Annotated in this window: 19 protein-coding genes; 3 read left to right on the forward strand and 16 right to left on the reverse strand. The window is 70.7% G+C overall.

Features of this window, described 5'->3' with window-relative positions:
• The 6 genes from ruvX to DQW85_RS07475 all read right to left on the reverse strand — a co-directional run.
• Positions 1-258, reverse strand: a 258-nt coding sequence (gene ruvX / locus DQW85_RS07450; protein ID WP_113699643.1) for a Holliday junction resolvase RuvX, incomplete at its 3' end; no start/stop codon positions are given.
• Between the two features lies 1 nt (position 259).
• Positions 260-2,932, reverse strand: a complete 2,673-nt coding sequence (gene alaS, locus DQW85_RS07455) for an alanine--tRNA ligase (RefSeq protein ID WP_113699644.1) — start codon at positions 2,930-2,932, stop codon at positions 260-262.
• Positions 2,933-2,953: 21 nt separating this feature from the next.
• Positions 2,954-3,184: a hypothetical protein gene (locus DQW85_RS07460; protein WP_113699645.1), complete on the reverse strand. Its 231-nt coding sequence runs from the start codon at positions 3,182-3,184 to the stop codon at positions 2,954-2,956.
• The gene (locus DQW85_RS07465; RefSeq protein ID WP_113699646.1) at positions 3,181-3,564 is read right to left on the reverse strand and encodes a DUF948 domain-containing protein; all 384 of its coding nucleotides are present in this window, start codon (positions 3,562-3,564) and stop codon (positions 3,181-3,183) included. Before DQW85_RS07465 ends, DQW85_RS07460 begins: the two co-directional genes overlap by 4 nt.
• 470 nt (positions 3,565-4,034) lie before the next feature.
• Complete coding sequence (locus DQW85_RS07470; protein ID WP_476703598.1) at positions 4,035-5,276, reverse strand: replication-associated recombination protein A; 1,242 nt, start codon at positions 5,274-5,276, stop codon at positions 4,035-4,037.
• 190 nt (positions 5,277-5,466) lie between these two features.
• A complete protein-coding gene (locus DQW85_RS07475) occupies positions 5,467-6,039 on the reverse strand; it encodes a hypothetical protein (protein WP_113699648.1) in 573 nt (190 codons plus the stop codon).
• A gap of 167 nt (positions 6,040-6,206) precedes the next feature.
• On the opposite strand from DQW85_RS07475, the gene DQW85_RS07480 reads away from it, so the two are divergent.
• Positions 6,207-7,097, forward strand: coding sequence for a peptidylprolyl isomerase (locus DQW85_RS07480; protein WP_113699649.1), 891 nt, complete (start codon positions 6,207-6,209; stop codon positions 7,095-7,097).
• A 69-nt stretch (positions 7,098-7,166) separates the two neighbouring features.
• Here the strand turns inward: DQW85_RS07480 and aspS are convergent, their stop codons facing one another.
• The 3 genes from aspS to DQW85_RS07495 are packed head-to-tail and all read right to left on the reverse strand — an operon-like array spanning position 7,167 to position 10,856.
• The gene (gene aspS, locus DQW85_RS07485) at positions 7,167-8,897 is read right to left on the reverse strand and encodes an aspartate--tRNA ligase (protein ID WP_113699650.1); all 1,731 of its coding nucleotides are present in this window, start codon (positions 8,895-8,897) and stop codon (positions 7,167-7,169) included.
• Entirely contained in the window at positions 8,894-10,165 is a 1,272-nt protein-coding gene (gene hisS, locus DQW85_RS07490) for a histidine--tRNA ligase (RefSeq protein ID WP_113699651.1), read from the reverse strand. The genes aspS and hisS overlap by 4 nt, the downstream gene beginning before the upstream one ends.
• A gap of 10 nt (positions 10,166-10,175) precedes the next feature.
• On the reverse strand, positions 10,176-10,856 hold the full coding sequence (locus DQW85_RS07495; protein ID WP_113699652.1) for an MBL fold metallo-hydrolase: 681 nt from the start codon (positions 10,854-10,856) through the stop codon (positions 10,176-10,178).
• Positions 10,857-10,995: 139 nt separating this feature from the next.
• Here DQW85_RS07495 and DQW85_RS07500 point away from each other — a divergent pair, with 139 nt between their 5' ends.
• The gene (locus DQW85_RS07500) at positions 10,996-11,874 is read left to right on the forward strand and encodes a peptidylprolyl isomerase (RefSeq protein ID WP_338043362.1); all 879 of its coding nucleotides are present in this window, start codon (positions 10,996-10,998) and stop codon (positions 11,872-11,874) included.
• 61 nt (positions 11,875-11,935) lie between these two features.
• On the forward strand, positions 11,936-13,165 hold the full coding sequence (locus tag DQW85_RS07505; RefSeq protein WP_113699660.1) for a DUF349 domain-containing protein: 1,230 nt from the start codon (positions 11,936-11,938) through the stop codon (positions 13,163-13,165).
• A gap of 79 nt (positions 13,166-13,244) precedes the next feature.
• On the opposite strand, the gene DQW85_RS07510 is transcribed toward DQW85_RS07505, so the two are convergent.
• The 7 genes from DQW85_RS07510 to ruvA form a co-directional block, all read right to left on the reverse strand.
• Complete coding sequence (locus DQW85_RS07510) at positions 13,245-15,437, reverse strand: RelA/SpoT family protein (RefSeq protein WP_205314952.1); 2,193 nt, start codon at positions 15,435-15,437, stop codon at positions 13,245-13,247.
• 174 nt (positions 15,438-15,611) lie between these two features.
• A complete protein-coding gene (locus DQW85_RS07515; RefSeq protein WP_113699655.1) occupies positions 15,612-16,136 on the reverse strand; it encodes an adenine phosphoribosyltransferase in 525 nt (174 codons plus the stop codon).
• A gap of 96 nt (positions 16,137-16,232) precedes the next feature.
• Positions 16,233-17,222 (reverse strand): protein translocase subunit SecF, encoded by a 990-nt coding sequence (gene secF / locus DQW85_RS07520; RefSeq protein WP_113699656.1) that lies wholly within the window; start codon positions 17,220-17,222, stop codon positions 16,233-16,235.
• A 1-nt stretch (position 17,223) separates the two neighbouring features.
• Positions 17,224-19,053 (reverse strand): protein translocase subunit SecD, encoded by a 1,830-nt coding sequence (gene secD, locus DQW85_RS07525; RefSeq protein ID WP_240196999.1) that lies wholly within the window; start codon positions 19,051-19,053, stop codon positions 17,224-17,226.
• Between the two features lie 43 nt (positions 19,054-19,096).
• Positions 19,097-19,537 (reverse strand): preprotein translocase subunit YajC, encoded by a 441-nt coding sequence (gene yajC / locus DQW85_RS07530; protein ID WP_113699657.1) that lies wholly within the window; start codon positions 19,535-19,537, stop codon positions 19,097-19,099.
• 211 nt (positions 19,538-19,748) lie between these two features.
• On the reverse strand, positions 19,749-20,819 hold the full coding sequence (gene ruvB, locus DQW85_RS07535) for a Holliday junction branch migration DNA helicase RuvB (protein WP_113699658.1): 1,071 nt from the start codon (positions 20,817-20,819) through the stop codon (positions 19,749-19,751).
• A 91-nt stretch (positions 20,820-20,910) separates the two neighbouring features.
• On the reverse strand, positions 20,911-21,531 hold the full coding sequence (gene ruvA / locus DQW85_RS07540) for a Holliday junction branch migration protein RuvA (protein ID WP_113699659.1): 621 nt from the start codon (positions 21,529-21,531) through the stop codon (positions 20,911-20,913).
• Positions 21,532-21,684 lie beyond the last annotated feature (153 nt).

Here is a 21,684-nt window from a genome sequence, read left to right on the forward strand (position 1 = left end):
GAGCCGCCCGGCCAGCGCGGCGGCGAAGTCGCGGGCCAGCGCGGCGGCCTGGCCCTCGCGGCCCGACAGGGAGGTGGGCAGCCCCACCACGACCTCGATCGCCTCGTGCTCGGCGACGATGGCGGCGATGCGGTCGAGGTCGCCCTTGCCCCGCCGGACGGTCTCGACCGGCGTGGCCAGCAGTCCCGAGGGGTCGCTGCGGGCCACGCCGATGCGTACGGAGCCGACGTCCACGCCGATCCGTGAGCCGAACCGCATGTCAGCCGAGCTGTCCCTCGATGGCCTGATCGACGAGACGCAGCGCGTCGCCGATCGCCTCCGGGCGGGTGCCGCCGCCCTGCGCGACGTCGTCCTTGCCGCCACCGCCACCCCCAAGCGCCTTGGCGGCGACGCCGACCAGTCTCCCGGCCTTGAGCCCCCGCTCACGTCCCGCATCGTTGACCGCGGCAACGACCACTGGTCGGTCGGAGGGGACGCCGGCGATCACGATGACCGCAGGCCGGTCGGCCGGGAACCTGCCACGCACATCCAGGGCGAGCTTACGCAGGTCGTCGGCTCCGGTGCCATCAGGCGCGCGGTGTGTCACCACGGAGACTCCCTGCTGGTCACGCGCCTGGGACGCCAGCTCGCCGGCCACCTGGAGCACCTGGGCGGAGCGGAGCCTCTCCAGGTCCTTCTCGGCGGCCCGCAGGCGGGTGACGATGCCCTCGATGCGCTCGGGCAGCTCCTCGCGGCGAGCCTTGAGCTGCTCGGTGAGCTGGGAGACCAGCACGCTCTCGCGCGCCAGGAAGCGGAAGGCGTCGATGCCGACGAGCGCCTCTACGCGGCGCACGCCGGCGCCGACCGACTGCTCGCCGAGCACCTTGACCAGGCCGAGCTGGCCGGAGCTGTGGACGTGGGTGCCGCCGCACAGCTCGCGGGAGTAGTCGCCGATCTCGACGACGCGGACCTCGTCGCCGTATTTCTCGCCGAACATGGCCAGCGCGCCCATCGCCCTGGCCTCCGCCTGGGAGGTGTAGAAGGCGTTGACCTTGAGATCGTTGATGAGCACGGCGTTGACCTCGTCCTCGACGTCGCGCAGCACGCTCGGCGGGACGGCGCCGGCCGCGGTGAAGTCGAAGCGGAAGCGGCCGGGAGAGTTTTCCGAGCCGGCCTGGGCGGCGGACTCGCCGAGCGCGTTCTTGAACCCGCGGTGGACGAGGTGGGTGGCGCTGTGGCTGCGCGAGATCGCGCGGCGGCGCTCGAGGTCGATCTCCGCGTGCGCCTCGTCGCCGACCTTGAGCTCGCCCGCGCGCACCTTGCCGCGGTGGACGACCAGGCCCGCGATGGGCGACTGCACGTCGTGGACCTCCACCTCGGCGCCGCCGGCGCGGATCACGCCCTGGTCGGCCAGCTGGCCGCCGCCCTCGGCGTAGAACGGGGTGCGGCCGAGCACGATCTCGACCGTCGAGCCCGCGCCCGCCGCCGGGACGGGGACGCCGTCGACGAGGATGCCGACCACTGTGGTGTCGGCCTCGGTCTCGTCGTAGCCGAGGAACTCGACCTTGCCCGCCTTCTCCAGCAGCTCCCCGAAGACGGAGATGTCGGCGTTGCCGGTCTTCTTCGCCGCCGCGTCGGCCTTGGCGCGCTCCCGCTGCTCCTTCATCAGGCGGCGGAAGCCCTCCTCGTCGACCTTGAGACCGTGCTCGCCGGCCATCTCCAGGGTGAGGTCGATCGGGAAGCCGTAGGTGTCGTGGAGCTGGAACGCCTGGTCGCCGGAGATGGTGGAGCCGGACTTGCGCTTGGTCTCCTCGACCGCCACGTCGAAGATCGCGGTGCCGGTGCGGAGCGTGCCGAGGAACGACGCCTCCTCGGCGTCGATGACCCCGTGGATCTGCGGCGCGTCGGCCTTCAGCTGGGGATACTGCTCGCCCATGACGTCGATCGCGACGCGGGTGAGCTCGTGCATGTAGCGCTCGTCGCCGGAGCCGAGCAGGCGCAGGTTGCGCACGCTGCGACGCAGGATGCGGCGCAGGACGTAGCCGCGGCCCTCGTTGCCCGGGATGACGCCGTCGGAGACCAGCATGGTGCCGGTGCGCACGTGGTCGGCGATGACGCGCAGGCTGACGTCGGCCCGCGGGTCGCGGCCGTAGCGCGACTTGGTGAGCTCCGCGGCCCGGTCGAGGATCTTGTAGGTGGTGTCGATCTCGTAGATGTTGTCGACGCCCTGGAGGATGGCCGCCATGCGCTCCAGGCCCATGCCGGTGTCGATGTTCTTGTTCGGTAGCTCGCCCGAGACGTCGAAGTCGACCTTGCTGCGGACCTGGCTCAGCTGGTACTGCATGAACACGAGGTTCCACACCTCGAGGTAGCGGTCCTCGTCGGCGACCGGGCCGCCCTCGCGGCCGTACTCGGGGCCGCGGTCGTAGTAGATCTCCGAGCAGGGGCCGCCGGGGCCGGGCACGCCCATGTGCCAGTAGTTGTCCTCCAGGCCGCGGCGCTGGATGCGCTCGGCGGGCAGGCCGACCTTGTTGTGCCAGATGTCGAACGCCTCGTCGTCCTCCATGTAGACCGTCGCCCAGAGCCGCTCCTCGGGGAAGCCGAAGCCGCCGTCGGCCTCGGACCTGGTGAGCAGCTCCCAGGCGTAGGGGATCACTTCGGCCTTGAAGTAGTCGCCGAAGGAGAAATTGCCGAGCATCTGGAAGAACGTGGCGTGGCGGGTGGTCTTGCCCACCTCGTCGATGTCGGGGGTGCGGACGCACTTCTGCGCGGTGGCCAGCCGTGACGCCGGAGGCTTGCGCTGCCCCAGGAAGTACGGCTTGAACGGCACCATACCTGCGTTGACCAGGAGAAGCGTCGGGTCCTCAGCGATCAGGCTGGCCGAGGGCACTATCGTGTGCCCACGCTCCTCGAAGAAGCGCAGGAAGCGGCGGGCGATCTCTGCCGACTCCATTGTGGCCATCCTTTGCGTTAGTCAGTCGATGTGGTCAGAGTCGTCGAGCCCGAACCGGGCTCGCAACTCGGTTTCGCGATCGGCTGCCTCGCCGAGCGCGTCGGAAGTAAAGTCTCTCACCTGCGCGAGCATGCCCGCCGCGCCACTGGCCGTCCTGCGGGCCACGTGGCTCGGGTGCAGGGCCTGCAACCTGCGCATCACCCACAGGGTGATGAGCGCGCCGAGCGAGAGGTAGAACAGCCGCCGGATCATGGCCGCCGCCCGGCCCGGCGCGGCCTGCGCGGCCTGCGGGCCTCGATGGCCCGGCGCACGCCGTAGCCGAGGGAGGACACCTTGATCAGCGGGCCGGTGAGGAAGGTCTGGGTCACCGCGCTGAGCTTGGCGGCGTGGCCGCTGATCTGCTTGACGTCCTTGGCGATGGCCTCGGCCGCGACGAGCTGCCTGTTGGTCTCGTTGACCGTGACGCTCATGTCGTCGAGCAGGGGGGCGATGCGGCTGCTCAGGTCGGAGACCGCCTTGGTGGTCTCGGTGAGCAGCCGCGTGAGCTTGACGAGCACCATGGCGAGCACGCAGACCAGGACTATCCAGCCCGTGGCCGCGATCAGCCCGGCGACCTCTCCAGCGGTAAGCATCCGCTCATCTCCCTCGTACGCTGCGCCGGAACGGCATGAACCCTATCGTGTCCAGGGACCCAGGTTAGCGGGGACGAAGATCTTGATCAGGCCGCCACGTCGGCGGCCGACCCTTCCACGGCCGGGTGTGACGAGCCCGGGTCGCCGCGCCCGAAGCGTACCGCGCCGCCCGGCCGACCGCCGAAAGGCGAGTGAAGGCGAGTGAAGGCGAGTGAAAGGCGAGGTCGCCGCGCCCGCCGCACAGCTCCTGTGAACGCCGCCGTACGGCCCGCCGGTCCGGGCGGGCGGAATGGCGTACCGGGCGGGCGGAATGGCGTGCGTGGCGGGCGGAATGGCGTGCGTGGCGGGCGGAATGGCGTGCGTGGCGGCCCGAGTGGCGACGGTCGAGGAAACGCCAGGGTGCGACGATCGCCTTCGGAAGGGTGTGGCGGCCCGGCACACCGCGCCGACCCCGTGGACGCGTCGACAGGTCAGGTCCCGCGCAGGAAGTCGCGGATCCTGGCCCAGCGGTCGGCGACCGCGGCCTCGGCCCCATGTGTGGTCGGCTCGTAGTAGCGGCGCTCGCGTACCTGCTCGGGCGCGTAGTCCTGGCGCACCAGGCCGTGGTCGAAGTCGTGCGGGTATCTGTAGTCCTCGCCGTGGCCGAGCTTGGCCGCGCCGGGGTAGTGGGCGTCGCGCAGGTGCCCGGGGACCTGGCCGATGAGGCCGCGGCGCACGTCGGCGGCGGCGGCGCCGATCGCCTTGACCACGGCGTTGGACTTGGGCGCCAGCGCGCAGTGGATCACCGCGTGGGCGAGGTTGATCTGGGCCTCGGGCAGGCCGATCAGCTGCACCGCCTGGGCGACGGCGACCGCCGTCTGCAGGCAGGCAGGGTCGGCCATGCCCACGTCCTCGGAGGCGAAGATGACGATGCGTCGGGCGATGAAGCGAGGGTCCTCGCCGGCCTCGATCATGCGGGCGAGGTAGTGGAGCGCCGCGTCGGCGTCGGAGCCGCGCATGGACTTGATGAACGCGCTGATCACGTCATAGTGCTGGTCGCCCTGCCGGTCGTAGCGGACGGCCGCCTTGTCGACGGCCTTCTCCACGACCTCGACCGTGATGTCGTCGGCCAGCAGCGCGGCGGCCTCGAGGTAGGTCAGGGAGCGGCGCGCGTCGCCGCCCGCGAGCCGTACGAGATGGTCGAGGGCCTGCTGGGCCAGGCCGGCGCGGCCGCCCAGCCCGCGCTCGTCGGCGACCGCGCGCTCCAGGACCGCGCGCACGTCGTCGTCGGACAGCGACTCCAGCGTGAGCAGCAGCGAGCGCGACAGCAACGGCGAGATGACCGAGAAGAACGGGTTTTCGGTGGTGGCGCCGATGAAGGTGACCCAGCGGTTCTCGACCGCGGGCAGCAGCGCGTCCTGCTGCGCCTTGTTGAAGCGGTGCACCTCGTCGACGAAGAGCACGGTCTGCCGGCCGGTCATGCCCAGCTCCCGCCGGGCGTTGTCGATGGCGGCGCGGACGTCCTTGACGCCGGCCGAGACGGCGGAGAGCTCGATGAAGCGGCGCTTGGTGGCGTTGGAGACGACGTACGCGAGCGTGGTCTTGCCCGTGCCCGGCGGCCCCCACAGGAAGAGCGACATCGGCGCGTCGCTCTCGACCAGGCGCCGCAGCGGCGTGCCCGGGCCGAGCAGGTGCCGCTGGCCGATCACCTCGTCGAGGGTGCGGGGGCGCATCCGGACGGCGAGGGGCTGCGGTGTGGCCTCCTCAGCCGCCGAATCGAACAGACTCTCCACAACGCGAGATTACACGCTGGCCGCGTTCGGCGGTCCCGCCGCGGGTCGCGGGCATTGCCGCCAAGCCCTCGACCTGCGCGCCCAAGCCCCCGGGCCATGCGCTCAATGGCCTGTGCGATCACGCCCCGGGCTATGCGCCCAGGCCCCAGACGGCCCGCGCTCCCGAGTCCCCGGCCTGGAAGACGTAGTAGGCGACGACCGCCGCGAGCACCACGGCCAGGGCCGACAGGCCGATGGTGACCGCGCGGCCGAACCTGTCGCCGGTCGTCCTCCCCGCCTCGGTCCCTTCAGGGCCCGCGTCACCGGACCGCGCGTCAGCGGGGACGGTGACCCCGGTGGCGGCCTTCCGAGAGCCCGCGCGGGCGGGGGTGGTGACGTAGACGAGCAGCAGCGCGGTGGCGCCGAGGCCGACGGCCGACAGGAGCAGCGGGCTGGCGAAGCTCTCGTGGGTGGCGATGGCCTGGCCCAGCTCACCTTCCGCCGTGGCGAAGCGGGCCTCCTTGAGCAGCTCGCCGCTCTGCTTGGCCGCGAACAGCGCCGCCGGGCTGGCCAGAGAGAGCAGCACCACGGCCCAGGCCAGCAGCGGGCGGCGGCCCGGCAGCAGGGCGTACGCCACGGTGAGCAGGGCGAGCAGCGGCGTCAGCACGACGGCGAAGTGCACCATCAGCGGGTGCGCGGGCAGCCCCATGATCTGGTCGAACATGTCAGGACTCCTTAGTTCTCATTTCAACTACGAGTCTCAGCACGATAAGGTTCTCGGTCCGTCCCGCAACACTGGGTCATTCCCGTCACTTACCTCGATCACATTCCAGTGCCGGTAGCATTCGCGGAGTTGTTGGGTCATGTGTCGGCAAAGTGGAGGACATACCGGTGAGCGGCGACGACCGCCAGAGCCAGCTGGCGCGGGAGCACAAGGAGCGGCAGGCGCGGCGCGCGGCCGAACAGTCCGCCAAGGCGAGGCGCAACACCTTCATCGGCGCGGGCGTGGCCGTCGTCGTCGTGGCGGGCGGCATCTACGCCGCCACCGCTCTGGCCGACAGGGGTTCGGGCAAGCCCGTGGCGGCCACGAGCTCGCCCTCCGCGTCCGCCTCCACGACGCCGTCGGCCGTGCTGCCGACCGAGACGCCCCAGAAGAAGACGGGGCCGGTGACCTGCACCTACAAGCGGAGCAAGGCCGACGTGCCGATGAAGTACGTGGGCATGCCGGGGCGCAAGCCCAACCTGAAGCTGTCGACGTGGACCATCACCACCAACCACGGCGACATCGTCATCGACGTCGACCCGAACGCCACCCCGTGCTCGGTCAACTCGATGGCGTTCCTGGCCAAGAAGAAGTTCTACGACAACACCAAGTGCCACCGCCTGGCGATGCCCGAGACGGAGGGCGTCTACATGCTGCAGTGCGGCGACCCGAAGGCCAAGGCCGACGGCAAGAACCCGACCGACGGCCAGGGCACCGCCGGCTACGTCTTCCCCGACGAGAACGTCGGCGTCGTGCCCTACAACCGGGGGGCGGTGTTCCTGACCCAGCCGGTGGGTTCGAGCGGCGAGAACAGCAGCCAGTTCGCCATCTCGCTGTCGGACGAGAACGCCCAGATCCAGGACCCGTACTCGGTGATCGGCATGGTCCGCTCCGGTCTGGAGATCATCGACAAGGTGGCCAAGGAGGGCGTCCTCGTCAACAAGGGGGATGCCATGGACACCGGGGGCACCACCGCGCCGAAGAACCCCATCATCATCAAGAAGGTCACGCTGTCCTGAGCGACGCCCACGAACTGAACGCGACGGCCCTCCAGGAGCTCCTGGAGGGCCGTCAGTGCGCGAGCGGGGCTACGCCTTGGGCTGGGCGTCGACGCCCGCCTCCTTGCGCTGCTCGGCGGTGATCGGCGTGGGCGCGGCGGTGAGCGGGTCGAAGCCGGAGGCCGTCTTCGGGAAGGCGATGACGTCGCGGATCGACTCGCCGCCGGACAGCAGCATGCAGATGCGGTCCCAGCCGTAGGCGATGCCGCCGTGCGGGGGCGGGCCGTACTTGAACGCCTCCAGCAGGAAGCCGAACTTGCTCTCGGCCTCCTCCTTGGAGATGCCGAGCACGTCGAAGACGCGCTGCTGCATCTCGGCCCGGTGGATTCGGATGGAGCCCCCGCCGATCTCCATGCCGTTGCACACCATGTCGTAGGCGTAGGCCAGGGCCTCGCCCGGGTTGTCCTGGAAGGTGTCGGCCCACTCCGGCTTGGGGCCGGTGAACGGGTGGTGCACGGCCGTCCAGCCCCCCTCCCCGTCCTCCTCGAACATGGGCGCGTCGACGACCCAGAGGAACGACCACCGCGACTCGTCGATCAGCCCGCAGCGGCGGCCGATCTCCAGCCGGGCGGCGCCCAGCAGGTCGCGGGCCGCGCTGCGCCCCCCCGCGGCGAAGAAGATCGCGTCGCCCGGCTGGGCCCCCGCGAACGCGGCCAGCCCGGACAGCTCCTGCTCCGACAGGTTCTTGGCGACCGGGCCGCCGAGGGTGCCGTCGGCCTGGACGAGCACGTAGGCCAGGCCCTTGGCGCCGCGCGAGCGGGCCCACTCCTGCCAGCCGTCGAGCTCCTTGCGCGTCTGCGAGGCCCCGCCGGGCATGACGACCGCGCCCACGTAGTCGGCCTGGAACACCCGGAACGAGGTGCCGGCGAAGTAGCCGGTCATCTCGACGAGCTCCTGGCCGAAGCGCAGGTCGGGCTTGTCGGAGCCGTAGCGGGCCATCGCCTCGGCGTAGGTCATGCGCGGCAGCGGCATCGGGATCTCGTGACCGAGGATCTCGCGCCAGAGCCGCCCGACCAGCTTCTCGCCGACCGCGATGACGTCCTCCTGGTCGACGAAGGACATCTCGATGTCGATCTGGGTGAACTCCGGCTGCCGGTCGGCCCGCAGGTCCTCGTCACGGTAGCACTTGGCCAGCTGGTAGTAGCGCTCCAGCCCGCCGACCTGCAGCAGCTGCTTGAACAGCTGAGGCGACTGGGGCAGGGCGTACCAGCTGCCGGGCTGCAGCCGGACGGGCACGAGGAAGTCGCGGGCGCCCTCGGGCGTGGAGCGGGTCAGCGTCGGGGTCTCGACGTAGACGAAGCCGAGCTCGTTCATCACCTCGTTGGCGAGGTAGGTGGCCTTGGAGCGGACGCGCATCGCCTGGGCCACCTGCTGGCGGCGGATGTCGAGGTAGCGGTACTTGAGCCGGGCCTCCTCGGAGACGCCCACGTTGCCCTCGATCGGGAACGGCAGCGGCGCCGACTCGCTGAGCACCTCGACCTCGGCGGCGACGACCTCGATGGCGCCGGTGGGCAGGTCGGGGTTGGCGTTGCCCTCCGGGCGCACCCGGACCTCGCCGACCACCTTCACGCAGTATTCGGCGCGCAGGTCGTGGGCGTGGTCCTCCTCGCGGAAGACCACCTGCGCCGAGCCGGAGGCGTCGCGCAGGTCGATGAAGACCACCCCACCGTGATCACGGCGCCGGGCCACCCATCCCGCGAGCGTCACCTGCTGCCCGGCGTGCTCCTCGCGGAGCGACCCGGCCGTATGCGTGCGAATCACTGCACTTTCCCTTTCAGAACGTCGACGACCTGGGCCAGCGGCACCTCGGTCTGCTCAGCGGTGGTCAGGTCTTTCACTTGGACGGCCTGCGCGGCCAGGTCACGCTCGCCGAGGATCAGGGCGAACCGGGCACCCGAGCGGTCGGCGCCCTTCATCGCGCCCTTGAGCCCCTTGCCGCCGAAGGCCATGTCGGCGCTGACGCCCGCCCTGCGCAGCTCGTCGACGAGCAGGAACATCCGGCGGCGGGCGTCGTCGCCCAGCGCGACACCGTACACCTGGACCAGGCCTGGCGCCCGGCCCTGCTCGTCGCCGGAGAGCAGCCCCTCGGCCTCCATGGCGAGGAACGTGCGGTCGACGCCGAGCGCCCAGCCGACGCTGGGCAGCGGCGGCCCGCCGAGCATCTCGCTGAGCCCGTCGTAGCGCCCGCCGCCGCCGACGGCCGACTGCGAGCCGAGCCCGTCGTGGACGAACTCGAACGTGGTGCGCGTGTAGTAGTCGAGGCCGCGCACCAGGCGCGGGTCGTCCTCGTACGCCACGCCCGCCGCCGTCAGCAGGGAGCGGACCTCCTCGTGGTAGGCCTTGCAGGCCGCGCACAGGTGGTCGACGACGAGCGGCGCCCCGGCGAGCTGGGCCCGCACCTCGGGCCGCTTGTCGTCGAGCACCCGCAGCGGGTTGATGTCGATGCGGGCCCTGGTGTCGTCGTCGAGGTCGAGGCCGCGCAGGAACTCCTGCAGGGCGGCCCGGTAGGCGGGCCGGCAGACCTTGTCGCCCAGGGAGTTGAGCAGCAGCCTCACGCCGGTCAGGCCGAGCTCGGCGAAGCCCTCGGCGCCCAGCACGACCAGCTCCGCGTCGAGGGCCGGGTCCTCGGCGCCGAGGGCCTCGGCCCCGACCTGCCAGAAGTGGCGGTAGCGGCCCTTCTGGGCCCGCTCGTAGCGGAACTGGCTGCCGGAGTACCACAGCTTCACGGGGAGCTGGCCGTTGTGCAGGCCGTGCTGGAGGACGGCGCGCACCACGGAGGCCGTGCCCTCGGGGCGCAGGGTGAGCGAGCGGCCCGCCTTGTCGGGGAAGGTGTACATCTCCTTGGAGACGATGTCGGTCGACTCGCCGACGCCCCTGGCGAACAGCTGGGTGTCCTCGAAGACGGGCGTCTCGACGTAGCCGTAGCCCGCCCGCCGCACCGGGGCGACGAGGGCCTCGCGGACGGCGAGGATCTGCTCTGAGCGGGGCGGCAGCCAGTCGAAGGTGCCCTTGGGTGCTTGGAAGCTCATTGGTTTCCTGTTACATGCCTCGTTCGGGACCGGCGTGCGGCGCGGCCTCCTTGAGGTAAGGATTGGCGGCGCGCTCGTGGCCGATCGTGGTCTGTGGTCCGTGGCCCGGCAGGACGACCGTATCGTCAGGCAGCGGCAGGCACTTGGAGGCCAGGCTGCGCAGGATCGTCGGGTAGTCGCCGCCCGGCAGGTCGGTGCGGCCGATGGAGCCGGCGAACAGCAGGTCGCCCGAGAACATGATCTCGTCTCCGGGCAGCCGGAAGCTCACCGACCCCCTGGTATGGCCGGGAGTGTGGTCGACCGTGAACTCGAGACCGGCGAGCGGCAGCCGCGCCCCGTCGGCCAGCTCCCTGACGTCGTCGGGCTCGCTGAGCGTGAGGCCGCCGAACAGCCCGGCGCTGCTCGGCGACCAGCCGGCGGCGGGGTCGGACAGCAGGTGGCGGTCGTCGGGGTGGATCCACGCGGGCACGTCGCGCGCGCCGCACACGGGCGCCACCGACCAGACGTGGTCGAGGTGGCCGTGGGTGAGCAGGACGGCGACGGGCTTGAGCCGGTGCTCGCGCAGCAGCTCGTCGATCCCGGCCACGGCGTCCTGACCAGGGTCGACGATCACGCACTCCTCGCCCGCGGCGGGCGCGATGACGTAACAATTGGTCTGGAAGGCCCCTGCGGGGAAGCCGGCGATGAGCATCTGCCTCAGCTGATCTCGTCAAAAATGCCAATGGGAATGTAACCGAAGGGTACCGGTGCGGGTCGCCGGGCTGCGAATCATTACCCGTTGGCCGATACGATTCGCCCACCTCAGTTGATTGACTATGGGAGGCAAAGCGGTGGCCACGGGGAAGGACCGGCAGAAGCAGCTGGCGCGCGAGCACTACGAGCGGCAGATGCAGCGCCGCATCGAGCGCGAGCAGCGGACCAGGCGCACTGCGATCATCGGCTCCACGGTGGGGGTCGTGGTCGTGGTGGGCGGCATCGTGGCCGCGGTCGCGCTGCTCGGCGGCGGCTCGAAGCCCAACGCCGCGGCGTCGCCGAGCGCGTCGGCGTCCGCCCAGAGCAGCGCCTCGGCCTCACCGGCCGCGGCCCAGCCCAAGCCGTACGACGCCAAGACCGGCACCTGCGGATACGTGGCCGACACGGGGGGCGGCACCGTCAAGGACGTGGGCATGCCGCCGGCCAAGGTGAGCCTCAAGCCCGCCACGAAGACGATGACGCTCAAGACCAACCAGGGCGACATCGTGGTCACGCTCGACAACGCCAAGGCGCCGTGCACGGTCAACTCGCTGGAGTTCCTGGCCGGCAAGGGCTACTACGACGGGAGCAAGTGCCACCGTCTGGGGAGCGACCAGTTCCCGATGCTGCAGTGCGGCGACCCGACGGCCAAGGCCGACGGCAAGAACGCGACCGACGGCCAGGGCGGCCCCGGCTACGTGATGGCCGAGGAGAACCTCAAGGGCGCGACGTACAAGCGCGGCGTGATGGCGATGGCCAAGACCCAGCGGCCGGGCAGCACCGGGAGCCAGTTCTTCCTGGTGTACGGCGACATCGGGCTCACCCCTGACTACACCCCGGTGGGTACGATCACGAAGGGGCTCGACATTCTGGACAAGGTGAACAAGGCCGGAGTTCTGGGCGGGGGCGGCGACGGCACGGGCGCTCCGAAGGAAGCGGTCGAAATCAAAGACGTGACATTCGCTGGCAAGAGCTGACGTAATACAAACTAGGGACGAGTAGTCCCGAAGGGTCTGATGGAAAGTGCAGGAGGACACGGTGAGCACCGACCCGTGGGGCCGGGTAGACGACGACGGCACCGTCTACGTGCGTACGGCTGAGGGAGAGCGGGCCGTCGGCTCCTGGCAGGCCGGTGAGCCCGATGAGGCACTGGCATACTTCCATCGCAAGTACGACGAGCTGGCCGGCCAGGTCCAGCTGCTGGAGCAGCGGGTCAGGGGCACCGACCTGGCCCCGGCGCAGGCCGAGGCGAGCATCGTCAAGCTGCGCGAGGCCGTCGCCGACGCCCACGCCATCGGTGACCTGGCCGCGCTGACCTCCCGCCTCGACGGCCTGTCGGAGGAGGTCGCGCACCGCCGTGAGGAGGTGAAGGCCGCCAGGGAGCACGCGCGGGCCGAGGCCAGGGCGGTCAAGGAGCGCATCGTCGCCGAGGCCGAGCGCATCGCCGACGAGACGACCCACTGGAAGTCGGGCGGCGAGCGGCTGCGCCAGCTCGTCGAGGAGTGGAAGGCGGCCGACCGCATCGACAGGGTGACCGAGGCCGCCCTGTGGAAGCGGCTGTCGGCCGCGCGCACCGCGTTCGCCAAGCGGCGCAAGGTCTACTTCGCGGGCCTGGACGAGCAGCGTGAGGGGGTGCGCGCCGCCAAGGAGCGCATCGTCGCCGAGGCCGAGGCCATCGCCGACTCGACCGACTGGGGCGCGACGGCCGCCGCCTACCGCGAGCTGATGCAGCGCTGGAAGAGCGCCGGCCGGGCCTCACGCGAGGCGGAGGACGAGCTGTGGGCCCGTTTCAAGGGCGCGCAGGACCGCTTCTTCCAGGCCCGTTCGGCGGTGTTCGCCGAGCGCGACGCCTCGCTCGCGGCCAACGCCGAGGTCAAGGAGCTGCTCCTCACCGAGGCCGAGAAGATCCTGCCGGTCACGGACGTGCGCACCGCCAGGGCGGCGCTGCGCCACCTCGTGGAGCGGTGGGAGGCCGCCGGGCCGGTGCCGCGCGAGCAGCGCGACCGGCTGGAGGGGGGGCTGCGCAGGGTCGACGACGCCGTCCGCAAGGCCGAGGAGGCCGAGTGGAAGCGCTCCAACCCCGAGGCGCGCGCCCGGGCGCAGAGCACGGTCGACCAGCTGCGCACCTCGATCGGGCAGCTGGAGCAGCGCCTGGCCAAGGCGCAGGCCGCGGGCCGCGCCAAGGACGTCAAGGAGGCGGAGGAGGCGCTGACGGCCCGCCGCTCGTGGCTGGAGGAGGCCGAGCGCACGCTCGCCGAGTTCAGCTGACGTCCGCCGGGTTCAGCTGACGTCCGCTGGTCCCGCGGGCGGGCGGAGCGGCCTCCCCGCTTCCCGCGGAGGGCGCCCCTCAGGTGGCGCCGCTGACGCGGTAGACGTCGAAGACGCCCTGGATGCTGCGCACGGCCTTGAGCACATGGCCCAGGTGCTTGGGGTCGCCCATCTCGAAGGTGAACTTGCTGATCGCGACCCGGTCGCGCGAGGTGGTGACCGACGCGCTCAGGATGTTCACGTGCTGGTCGGACAGCGTGCGGGTGACGTCGGAGAGCAGGCGCGGCCGGTCGAGGGCCTCCACCTGGATCGCGACGAGGAACACCGAGTCGTCGCCGGGCGACCAGCTCACCTCGACCAGCCGGTCGGGCTGCGACTTGAGCTGCTGGACGTTGGTGCAGTCGGCGCGGTGCACCGAGACGCCGTGGCCGCGTGTGACGAAGCCGACGATCTCGTCGCCCGGCACCGGCGTGCAGCACTTCGACAGGCGCACCCACACGTCGGAGTCGCCCGCGACGACCACGCCGGCGCCGCCTCCGCCGCGGGGACGGCCGCGCAGGCGCGTCGGGAGCGACGTCTCGGCGATGTCCTCCTCGGCGCCGTCGACGCCGCCGACGGAGGCCACGAGCTTCTGCACGACCGTCTGCGCGGCTACGTGGCCCTCGCCGACGGCCGCGTAGAGGGCTGACACGTCGGGGTAGCGCAGGTCTCTGGCCAGGGCCAGCAGCGCCTCTCCGGACATCAGCCGCTGCAGCGGCAGGCCCTGCTTGCGCATGGCCCGGCCGATGGCCTCCTTGCCCGCCTCGATCGCGGTCTCGCGGCGCTCCTTGGAGAACCACTGGCGGATCTTGTTGCGGGCGCGGCCCGACTTGACGAACTTGAGCCAGTCGCGCGAAGGGCCGGCGTCGGGCGACTTGGAGGTGAAGATCTCGACCGTGTCGCCGTTGCCCAGCCGCGACTCCAGCGGCACCAGGCGGCCGTTCACGCGCGCGCCGATGCAGCGGTGGCCCACCTCGGTGTGGACGGCGTAGGCGAAGTCGACCGGCGTCGCGCCCTCGGGCAGCGCCACCACCTGGCCGCGCGGGGTGAAGACGTAGACCTCGGACACCGACAGGTCGAAGCGGAGCGACTCCAGGAACTCGCCCGGGTCGGAGGTCTCCTTCTGCCAGTCGAGCAGCTGCCGCAGCCAGGCCATGTCGCTGCCCGGCTTGACCTTGCCGGTGGGGCCGGGGACGCCGCCGACCTCCTCCTTGTACTTCCAGTGGGCGGCCACGCCGTACTCGGCCCGATGGTGCATGGCGTGCGTGCGGATCTGCAGCTCGACCGGCTTGCCCTCGGGGCCGATCACCGTCGTGTGCAGCGACTGGTACATGTTGAACTTGGGCATCGCGATGTAGTCCTTGAACCGGCCGGGCACCGGGTTCCATCGCGCGTGGATCGTTCCGAGGGCCGCATAGCAGTCGCGCACGCTGTCGACGAGGACCCGGATGCCCACCAGGTCGTAGATGTCGTCGAAGGCCACGTCGCGGGCGATCATCTTCTGGTAGACCGAGTAGTAGTGCTTCGGCCGGCCCTTGACGACGGCGCGGATCTTGGCGTCGCGCAGGTCGCCGGAGACCTTCTCGATGACCTCCTGCAGGAACAGGTCCCTGCGCGGCGCCCGCTCCGACACCATGCGCGCGATCTCGTCGTAGCGCTTGGGGTAGAGCATGGCGAACGCGAGGTCCTCCAGCTCCCACTTGATGGTGTTCATGCCCAGGCGGTGGGCGAGCGGGGCGAAGATCTCCAGCGTCTCGCGGGACTTCTGGTGGCGCTTGTGCTCGGGCAAGTAGCGCATCGTGCGCATGTTGTGCAGCCGGTCGGCCAGCTTGATGATCAGTACGCGGATGTCGCGCGACATCGCCACGACCATCTTGCGGACGGTCTCGGCCTGCGCGGCGTCGCCGAACTTCACCTTGTCGAGCTTGGTGACGCCGTCGACCAGCGACCCGATCGTGTCGCCGAAGTCGCCGCGGAGCTCGTCGAGGCTGTAGGCGGTGTCCTCGACCGTGTCGTGCAGCAGCGCGGCGCAGAGCGTCTCGTCGTCGGTGCCGAGCTCGGCCAGGATCGTCGCCACGGCCAGCGGGTGCGTGATGTACGGGTCGCCCGACTTGCGCTTCTGGTCGCGGTGGTGGTGCGCGGCGACATCGTAGGCGCGCTCGACGAGGCGCAGGTCGGCCTTGGGATGGGTGGCGCGGACCGTCCTGAACAGCGGCTCCAGCACCGGATTCATGGCCCCACCCCCAAACCGCCGTCGACGCACCGCAGGAGCGCCGCCGGCAGGCTCGGCACCTCCTGCGTCGGTTACGTCGGGCACGACCACATCACGGGGCACACAGACTCCTCATGTTCGAGTCCAGGTCCCCCAGTGTATCCAGGCACGAAACCTGGCCAGCCGTGGGCCTGCTCAGACGATCACCAGGGAGCGGACGCCCACTCCCGTGAGGCGCTCGCGCCCGTTGAGGAAGGCCAGCTCCATGAGGATGGCGACGCCGACCACCTCGGCTCCGGCCCTCCGGACGAGCTCCACGGCCGCCTCCGCCGTGCCGCCGGTGGCGAGCACGTCGTCGACGATGAGGACGCGGTCGCCCTTGGCGAAGGCGTCGCGGTGGACCTCGATGGTCGCGGAGCCGTATTCCAGATCGTAGGACTCTTCAAGCGTTTCGGAGGGCAGTTTGCCCTTTTTTCGTACGGGCACGAATCCGGCCCCCACCCGGTACGCCACCGGGGCGGCCAGGATGAAACCCCTGGCCTCGATCCCGACGATCTTGTCCACGGGCTCCGTGCCGGCCAGCTCGTCCACCACGGCCGAGAACGCCGCGTGGTCCGCCAGCAGCGGGCTGATGTCCTTGAACAGCACGCCGGGCTGGGGATAGTCGGGCACGTCCCTGATGCGATCGAGGATCAACGTGCTCAGGTCATCGCTCTTCACGGCACTCCTTCGGACGGTCCCACCCGTGGCTGACGGCCTCCATGATGATGCGCGCGCAGGCGGTCCGGCACGCCGGACCGCCCCCGCGTGAGCGCGTCAGCCCTTGGCCGTGGCCGCGCTCTTGGAGCCCTTGGCCCCCTTGCCGGCCTGGGAGGCCAGGCGCCTGGCGATGGCCTGGTATTTCGGCTCCCGCTCCTTCAGGGTGACCAGCAGCGGCGTGGCCACGCACAGCGAGGAGTAGGTGCCGACGATCATGCCGACGAACAGGGCCAGCGACAGGTCCTTCAGCGTGCCCGCGCCGAGCACCGTGGTGCCGATGAACAGGATCGCCGCCACCGGCAGGATCGCGACCAGCGACGTGTTGAGCGACCGGATCAGCGTGTGGTTGAGCGCGTTGTTGGCCGCCATCGAGTAGGTCTGCTTGGACGTGGTGCCCAGCTTGGCCGTGACCTCCTTGATCATGTCGAACACCACGACCGCGTCGTAGAGCGAGTAGCCGAGGATCGTCAGGAAGCCCAGCAGGGTCGCCGGGGTCACCTCGAAGCCCGACCAGGCGTAGATGCCCGCGGTGATGACGAGGTCGTGCACGAGCGCCACGATGGCGGCCAGCGCCATCTTCGGCTCGAACGCCATCGACAGGTACAGGATGATCGCGAGCATGAAGACGGCCAGGCCCATCCAGGCCTTCTGCGACACCTCACCGCCCCAGGAGGCGCCGATCGACTGGACGTTGACCTGGTTGACCGGGACGCTGTAGTCCTTGGAGATCGAGTTCTGGACCTGGAGCATGGTGTTCTCGGGCAACGTCTCGGTCGTCACCCGCCAGCGGTCACCGGCCGTCTGCACGATCGGCTGGTGCACGCCCTGCTCCCGGAAGCCCTCGCGCACCTGCTCGATGGTGGCGCTGGGCGCGCTGAAGGAGAAGACCGAGCCGCCCTTGAACTCGACGCCCAGGTTGAGCCCGTTGATGAGCAGGCCGGCGATGGAGACGATCAGCAGAAAGCCGGACAGGCTGTACCAGAGCTTCCACTTGCCGACGAAGTCAACGTCGATCTCGCCTCGGTAGAGGCGACGCCCCAGTCCCATCTCAGGCCTCCTGCGGGGTGGTCGTACGGCGGCTCGTGCCCGCCGGTTCGGCGCTCATGCGTTCGGAGTCGAGTCCGGACAGCGGATGCCCCTTGGCGAAGAACTTGAGCCGCGCGAGCAGCGCGATGAACGGCTTGGTGAACATGAACACCACCACGATGTCGATCAGCGTGGTCAGGCCCATCGCGAACGCGAACCCGGCCACGCCGCCCACGGCCAGCGCGTAGAGCACCACCGCGGCGATGAACATCACGGCGTCGGCGATCAGGATCGTGCGCCTGGCGCGGACCCAGGCCACCTCGACGGCCGCGCGGAGCGTCCGCCGCCCCTCCTTCATCTCGTCGCGGATGCGTTCGAAGTAGACGATGAAGGAGTCGGCGGTGATGCCGATCGAGACCACCAGGCCGATGATGTGCGGCAGCGACAGCCGGAAGTTGGCGTTGTGGCCGAGCACCACGACCGCCGTGTAGGTGAGGATCGAGGCGACGACGAGGCTCAGCACGGCCACGATGCCCAGGCCGCGGTAGTAGAGCAGGCAGTAGAGCACCACCAGGGCCAGGCCGATGACGCCGGCGATCAGGCCGCCCCTGAGCTGGTCCTGGCCCAGGGTGGAGGAGACGGTGTCGATCGAGCTGCGCTGGAACTTCAGCGGCAGCGCGCCGTACTTGAGCTGCTCGGCGAGCTCGGTGGCGCTCTTCTGGTTGAACTGGCCGGTGATCTCGGCCCGGCCGCCCGGGATCGGGCTGATGATGTTGGGGGCGGTGATCACGACGCCGTCGAGGACGACGGCGACCTTGTTGCGCGGATCCTGCGAGTTGTAGGCCGCCGAGGTGAGCTTGCTCCACTCACCGGCGCCCTTGCTCTTGAAGTCGAGCTGGACGACCCACTCGGTGCTGCCCTGACGGACACCCGCCGACGCGGTGTCGATGTCGGTGCCCACCACCTTGGCCACGTCGAGGACGTACTTGAAGCTGCCGTCGCTCTCGCAGGCGGCGTACTGCTTGTTCGGGTCGTCCTGGACGCCCTGGCCGCGGTTCTTGGGGTTGGCGCAGTCGAGGGTCGCGTACTGCTTGAGGACCGCCGGGTCGATGCCCTGGGGGTTGACGCCGGGGTTCTGCTGCTGCTGCGGCGGCTGGGTCGGCGTCGGGGTGGCCTTCTTGTCGTCGCCCTTCTTGTCCTGCCCCTTCTTCGGGTCGTTCTGGCGGCCCTGCTGGGTGGCGGTGGCCGTCGGAGACGGGTTGGGCGCCGGCGAGGTCAGGGCCGACGACAAGGCCTTGCCGGTCGGGGACGCCTTCGGCGTCGTGGCGCCGGCGGGCCGGGAGCCGGTCGGCTCGGGCTTGGCCGGCTGCGACCCGCTGGACGTCGGCTTGGCCGACGGGTCGGCGGAGGGGTTGCCCGACGGGGAGCCGCCGGGCTTGGGCGCCTCGGTGGCGAGCTGCTGCGGAAGCTGCGTCGCCTCCATGGCGAGCACCTGGCGGAAACGCAGCTCCGCGGTGGTCGCGACCAGCTTGATGGCCTCGCTCTGCCCGACGCCCGGGATCGAGATGATGATGTTGTCGCCTGACTTGGCGACCTCCGCGTCGGAGATGCCGGTGCCGTTGACCCGGTCGCGGATGATGTTGACCGCGCGGTCCAGGATCTCCTCCGGTGGGGCCGCACCGTTCTGAGTCACCGGTGAGAGGGTCACGGTCGTGCCGCCGGCGAGGTCGAGTCCGAGCTTCGGCGTGAACGCCTTCTGCAGGAACATCGTCCCGCCCAGGGCGAGGATGAGCGCCAGGAGCAGCAGGAGCGTCCGCCCCGGCTTGCTGTGGCTGCTGGTCGGTCGGGCCACTGGTAGTCAGTTCTTTCGGATAGAGGTTTGTCGCAGAGCCTAGTCAGGACTTGTTGGTGCTGGAGTCCTGTCCGTTGTTGCGGTCCGCGGTGTCGTCAGGGGTGCTGCCGTCCTTGCCACCGGTCTCACCGGCCTTGCTCTCACCGGTGCCTGCCTCGCCCGTGTCGCCGGTCGCGGCATCACCGGTCGCGGCGTCGTCCGCGGCGTCGTCCGCGGTGGGCTCGCCGGGCGTCACCACACGGCCGATGGCGGCCTTCACCCAACGGGTCTCGATCCCGGGGGCGACCTCAAGGACCACGTCCTCATTGTCCACCGTGACCACGGTGCCGAACAGGCCCGTCGTGGTCATCACCCGCGCACCGGGAGTAAGGCTGTTCTGCATCCGGACCGCCTCCTGCTGGCGCTTGCGCTGCGGGCGAATCAGCAGGAAGTAGAACACCACTACCAGAAGAATCAGCGGCAGGATACTTCCGAGTTGTTCCATAAGAGGCGACCTTCCATTGTCGTACAAGAGGTTGACACCGGCCCCGCACCGGAAATTCCGTGCGTAGCGTCGGACCGCGCCGCTCAGCCCGTCAGCCTACACAGCCAGCCAAGGCACGGAGTGTAGGCGGTTGTTGCGAAACGCGGCAACGAGGCAGCGTTTCGGCGCGCGGAGAAGTTCCCGATTCGAAACGGTTGCAACCGTTCTGTAATCAGTCGAAAAGCGTGGCTCCGAACGCGTCAGGTGGAGGTGTCATCCCCAGGTGGTGCCAGGCGGCGGCGGTGGCGACCCTGCCGCGCGGGGTCCTGGCCAGCAGTCCCTGCCGTACGAGGAACGGCTCGGCCACCACCTCGACCGTCTCCGGCTCCTCCCCCACGGCCACCGCGAGCGTCGACAGGCCCACCGGCCCGCCGCCGAACCTGCGCAGCAGCACGCCGAGCACGGCCCGGTCGAGCCGGTCGAGCCCTTCGGCGTCCACCTCGTACAGGTCGAGCGCCGCGGAGGCGATGTCGCGGTCGATCGCTCCGCCGGCGCGCACGTCGGCGAAGTCGCGCACCCGGCGCAGCAGCCGGTTGGCGATGCGGGGCGTGCCGCGCGAGCGCCGGGCGATCTCGTGCGCGCCCTCGCCGGGGAGCGTCACCCCGAGCAGCCGCGCCGACCGGTTCAGCACCTGCTCGAGCTCCGCCACCTCGTAGAAGTCCATGTGGGCGGTGAACCCGAACCGGTCGCGCAGCGGCGCGGGCAGCAGCCCGGCCCGGGTCGTGGCCCCGACCAGCGTGAACGGCGCGATGTCGAGCGGGATGGCGGTGGCGCCCGGCCCCTTGCCGACGACGATGTCGACCCGGAAGTCCTCCATGGCGAGGTAGAGCATCTCCTCGGCGGGCCGCGCCATCCGGTGGATCTCGTCGATGAACAGCACCTCGCCCTCGGCCAGCGTCGACAGGATGGCCGCGAGGTCGCCCGCCCGCTCCAGGGCCGGCCCGGACGTGATGCGCAGCGGGGCACCGAGCTCCGCCGCGACGATCATGGCCAGCGTGGTCTTGCCCAAGCCCGGCGATCCGCTCATCAGCACGTGGTCGGGCGGCCTGTTGCGCCGCATCGCGCTCTCGAGCACCAGCGACAGCTGCTCACGGACCCGGCCCTGGCCGATGAACTCGCCGAGCTTCTTGGGGCGCAGCGCCGCCTCGATCTGCAGCTCGTCGCCCTCGGCGTCGGGCGACACGAGATCGCGCTCCAGGCTCACGTCCCCTCCCCCCTGGCGCCGGCCGCCTCGCCGCGACATCGCGCGGGCCCTGCGAGCGTACGGCACAACCGGGAGAACGGCGGCCACGGGCGGGGGCCGAGCGCGCCGGACGGCCGCCGAACGGTGGTGGTCATCGGATGCTCAGGGCCCGCAGGGCGGACTTGAGGAGGACGGCCACCTGGGGGGCGCGGCCGGCGGCCTGCGCGGCGTCGGCTTCGGGCTCCACCGCGAGGACGGCCTCGTCGGCGTCCTTGCTGGAGTAGCCGAGGCCCACGAGGCCCGAGTGCACCTGCTCGCGCCAGACCGCCGCCTTGCGGCCGCCGTTGAGCGCGGCGTTGACGGCCTCGTCGGGGGTGCCGAGCCGGTCCTTGAGCTCCAGAACGATGCGCTGGGCGCCCTTCTGGCCGATGCCGGGCACCTGGGTGAGGGCCTTGAGGTCGGCCGCGGCCACGGCGACGCGCAGCGCGTTGGGGGCGTGGACGGCGAGCATGGCCAGGGCGAGCTTGGGGCCGACGCCGCTGGCGGTCTGGAGCAGCTCGAAGACGGCCCGCTCGTCGTCGGTGGCGAAGCCGTACAGGGTGAGTGACTCCTCCCGCACCACCAGCGACGTGGCCAGGCGCGCCTCCTCGCCCACCTTGAGCCGGGCCAGCGTGCCGGGGGTGCAGTGGGTGAGGATGCCGACCCCGCCGACCTCGATCACCGCGCCGTCGGGGGCGACGGCCGTGACCCGGCCGGTCACCGATGCGATCACAGTGTCACGTCCTTCCTGGGCGCGCGGGCTTCCTCGGCGCGGGCTTCCTCAGCGCGGGCGTTCTTGGCGCGGGCTTCCTCGGCGCGCGCGCTCTTGGCGCGGGCCTGGGCGTGGGCGGCGGCGACGGCCTCCGCGAGGCGGTGCTGGGCCCCG

The sequence above is a fragment of the Nonomuraea lactucae genome, assembly GCF_003313395.1.
In the GTDB taxonomy this organism is placed as follows: Bacteria; Actinomycetota; Actinomycetes; order Streptosporangiales; family Streptosporangiaceae; genus Nonomuraea; species Nonomuraea lactucae.

Bases quoted from the DNA above. Each gene is read 5' to 3' on its own strand.
- ruvB (WP_113699658.1), bottom strand. From the start codon at position 20,819: ATGTCGCGGCGAGGCGGCCGGCGCCAGGGGGGAGGGGACGTGAGCCTG.
- DQW85_RS07465 (WP_113699646.1), bottom strand. From the start codon at position 3,564: ATGCTTACCGCTGGAGAGGTCGCCGGGCTGATCGCGGCCACGGGCTGG.
- DQW85_RS07470 (WP_476703598.1), bottom strand. From the start codon at position 5,276: ATGCGCCCCCGCACCCTCGACGAGGTGATCGGCCAGCGGCACCTGCTC.
- hisS (WP_113699651.1), bottom strand. From the start codon at position 10,165: ATGAGCTTCCAAGCACCCAAGGGCACCTTCGACTGGCTGCCGCCCCGC.
- yajC (WP_113699657.1), bottom strand. From the start codon at position 19,537: ATGGAACAACTCGGAAGTATCCTGCCGCTGATTCTTCTGGTAGTGGTG.
- DQW85_RS07475 (WP_113699648.1), bottom strand. From the start codon at position 6,039: ATGTTCGACCAGATCATGGGGCTGCCCGCGCACCCGCTGATGGTGCAC.
- DQW85_RS07460 (WP_113699645.1), bottom strand. From the start codon at position 3,184: ATGATCCGGCGGCTGTTCTACCTCTCGCTCGGCGCGCTCATCACCCTG.
- secF (WP_113699656.1), bottom strand. From the start codon at position 17,222: ATGGGACTGGGGCGTCGCCTCTACCGAGGCGAGATCGACGTTGACTTC.
- DQW85_RS07495 (WP_113699652.1), bottom strand. From the start codon at position 10,856: ATGCTCATCGCCGGCTTCCCCGCAGGGGCCTTCCAGACCAATTGTTAC.
- DQW85_RS07510 (WP_205314952.1), bottom strand. From the start codon at position 15,437: ATGAATCCGGTGCTGGAGCCGCTGTTCAGGACGGTCCGCGCCACCCAT.
- alaS (WP_113699644.1), bottom strand. From the start codon at position 2,932: ATGGAGTCGGCAGAGATCGCCCGCCGCTTCCTGCGCTTCTTCGAGGAG.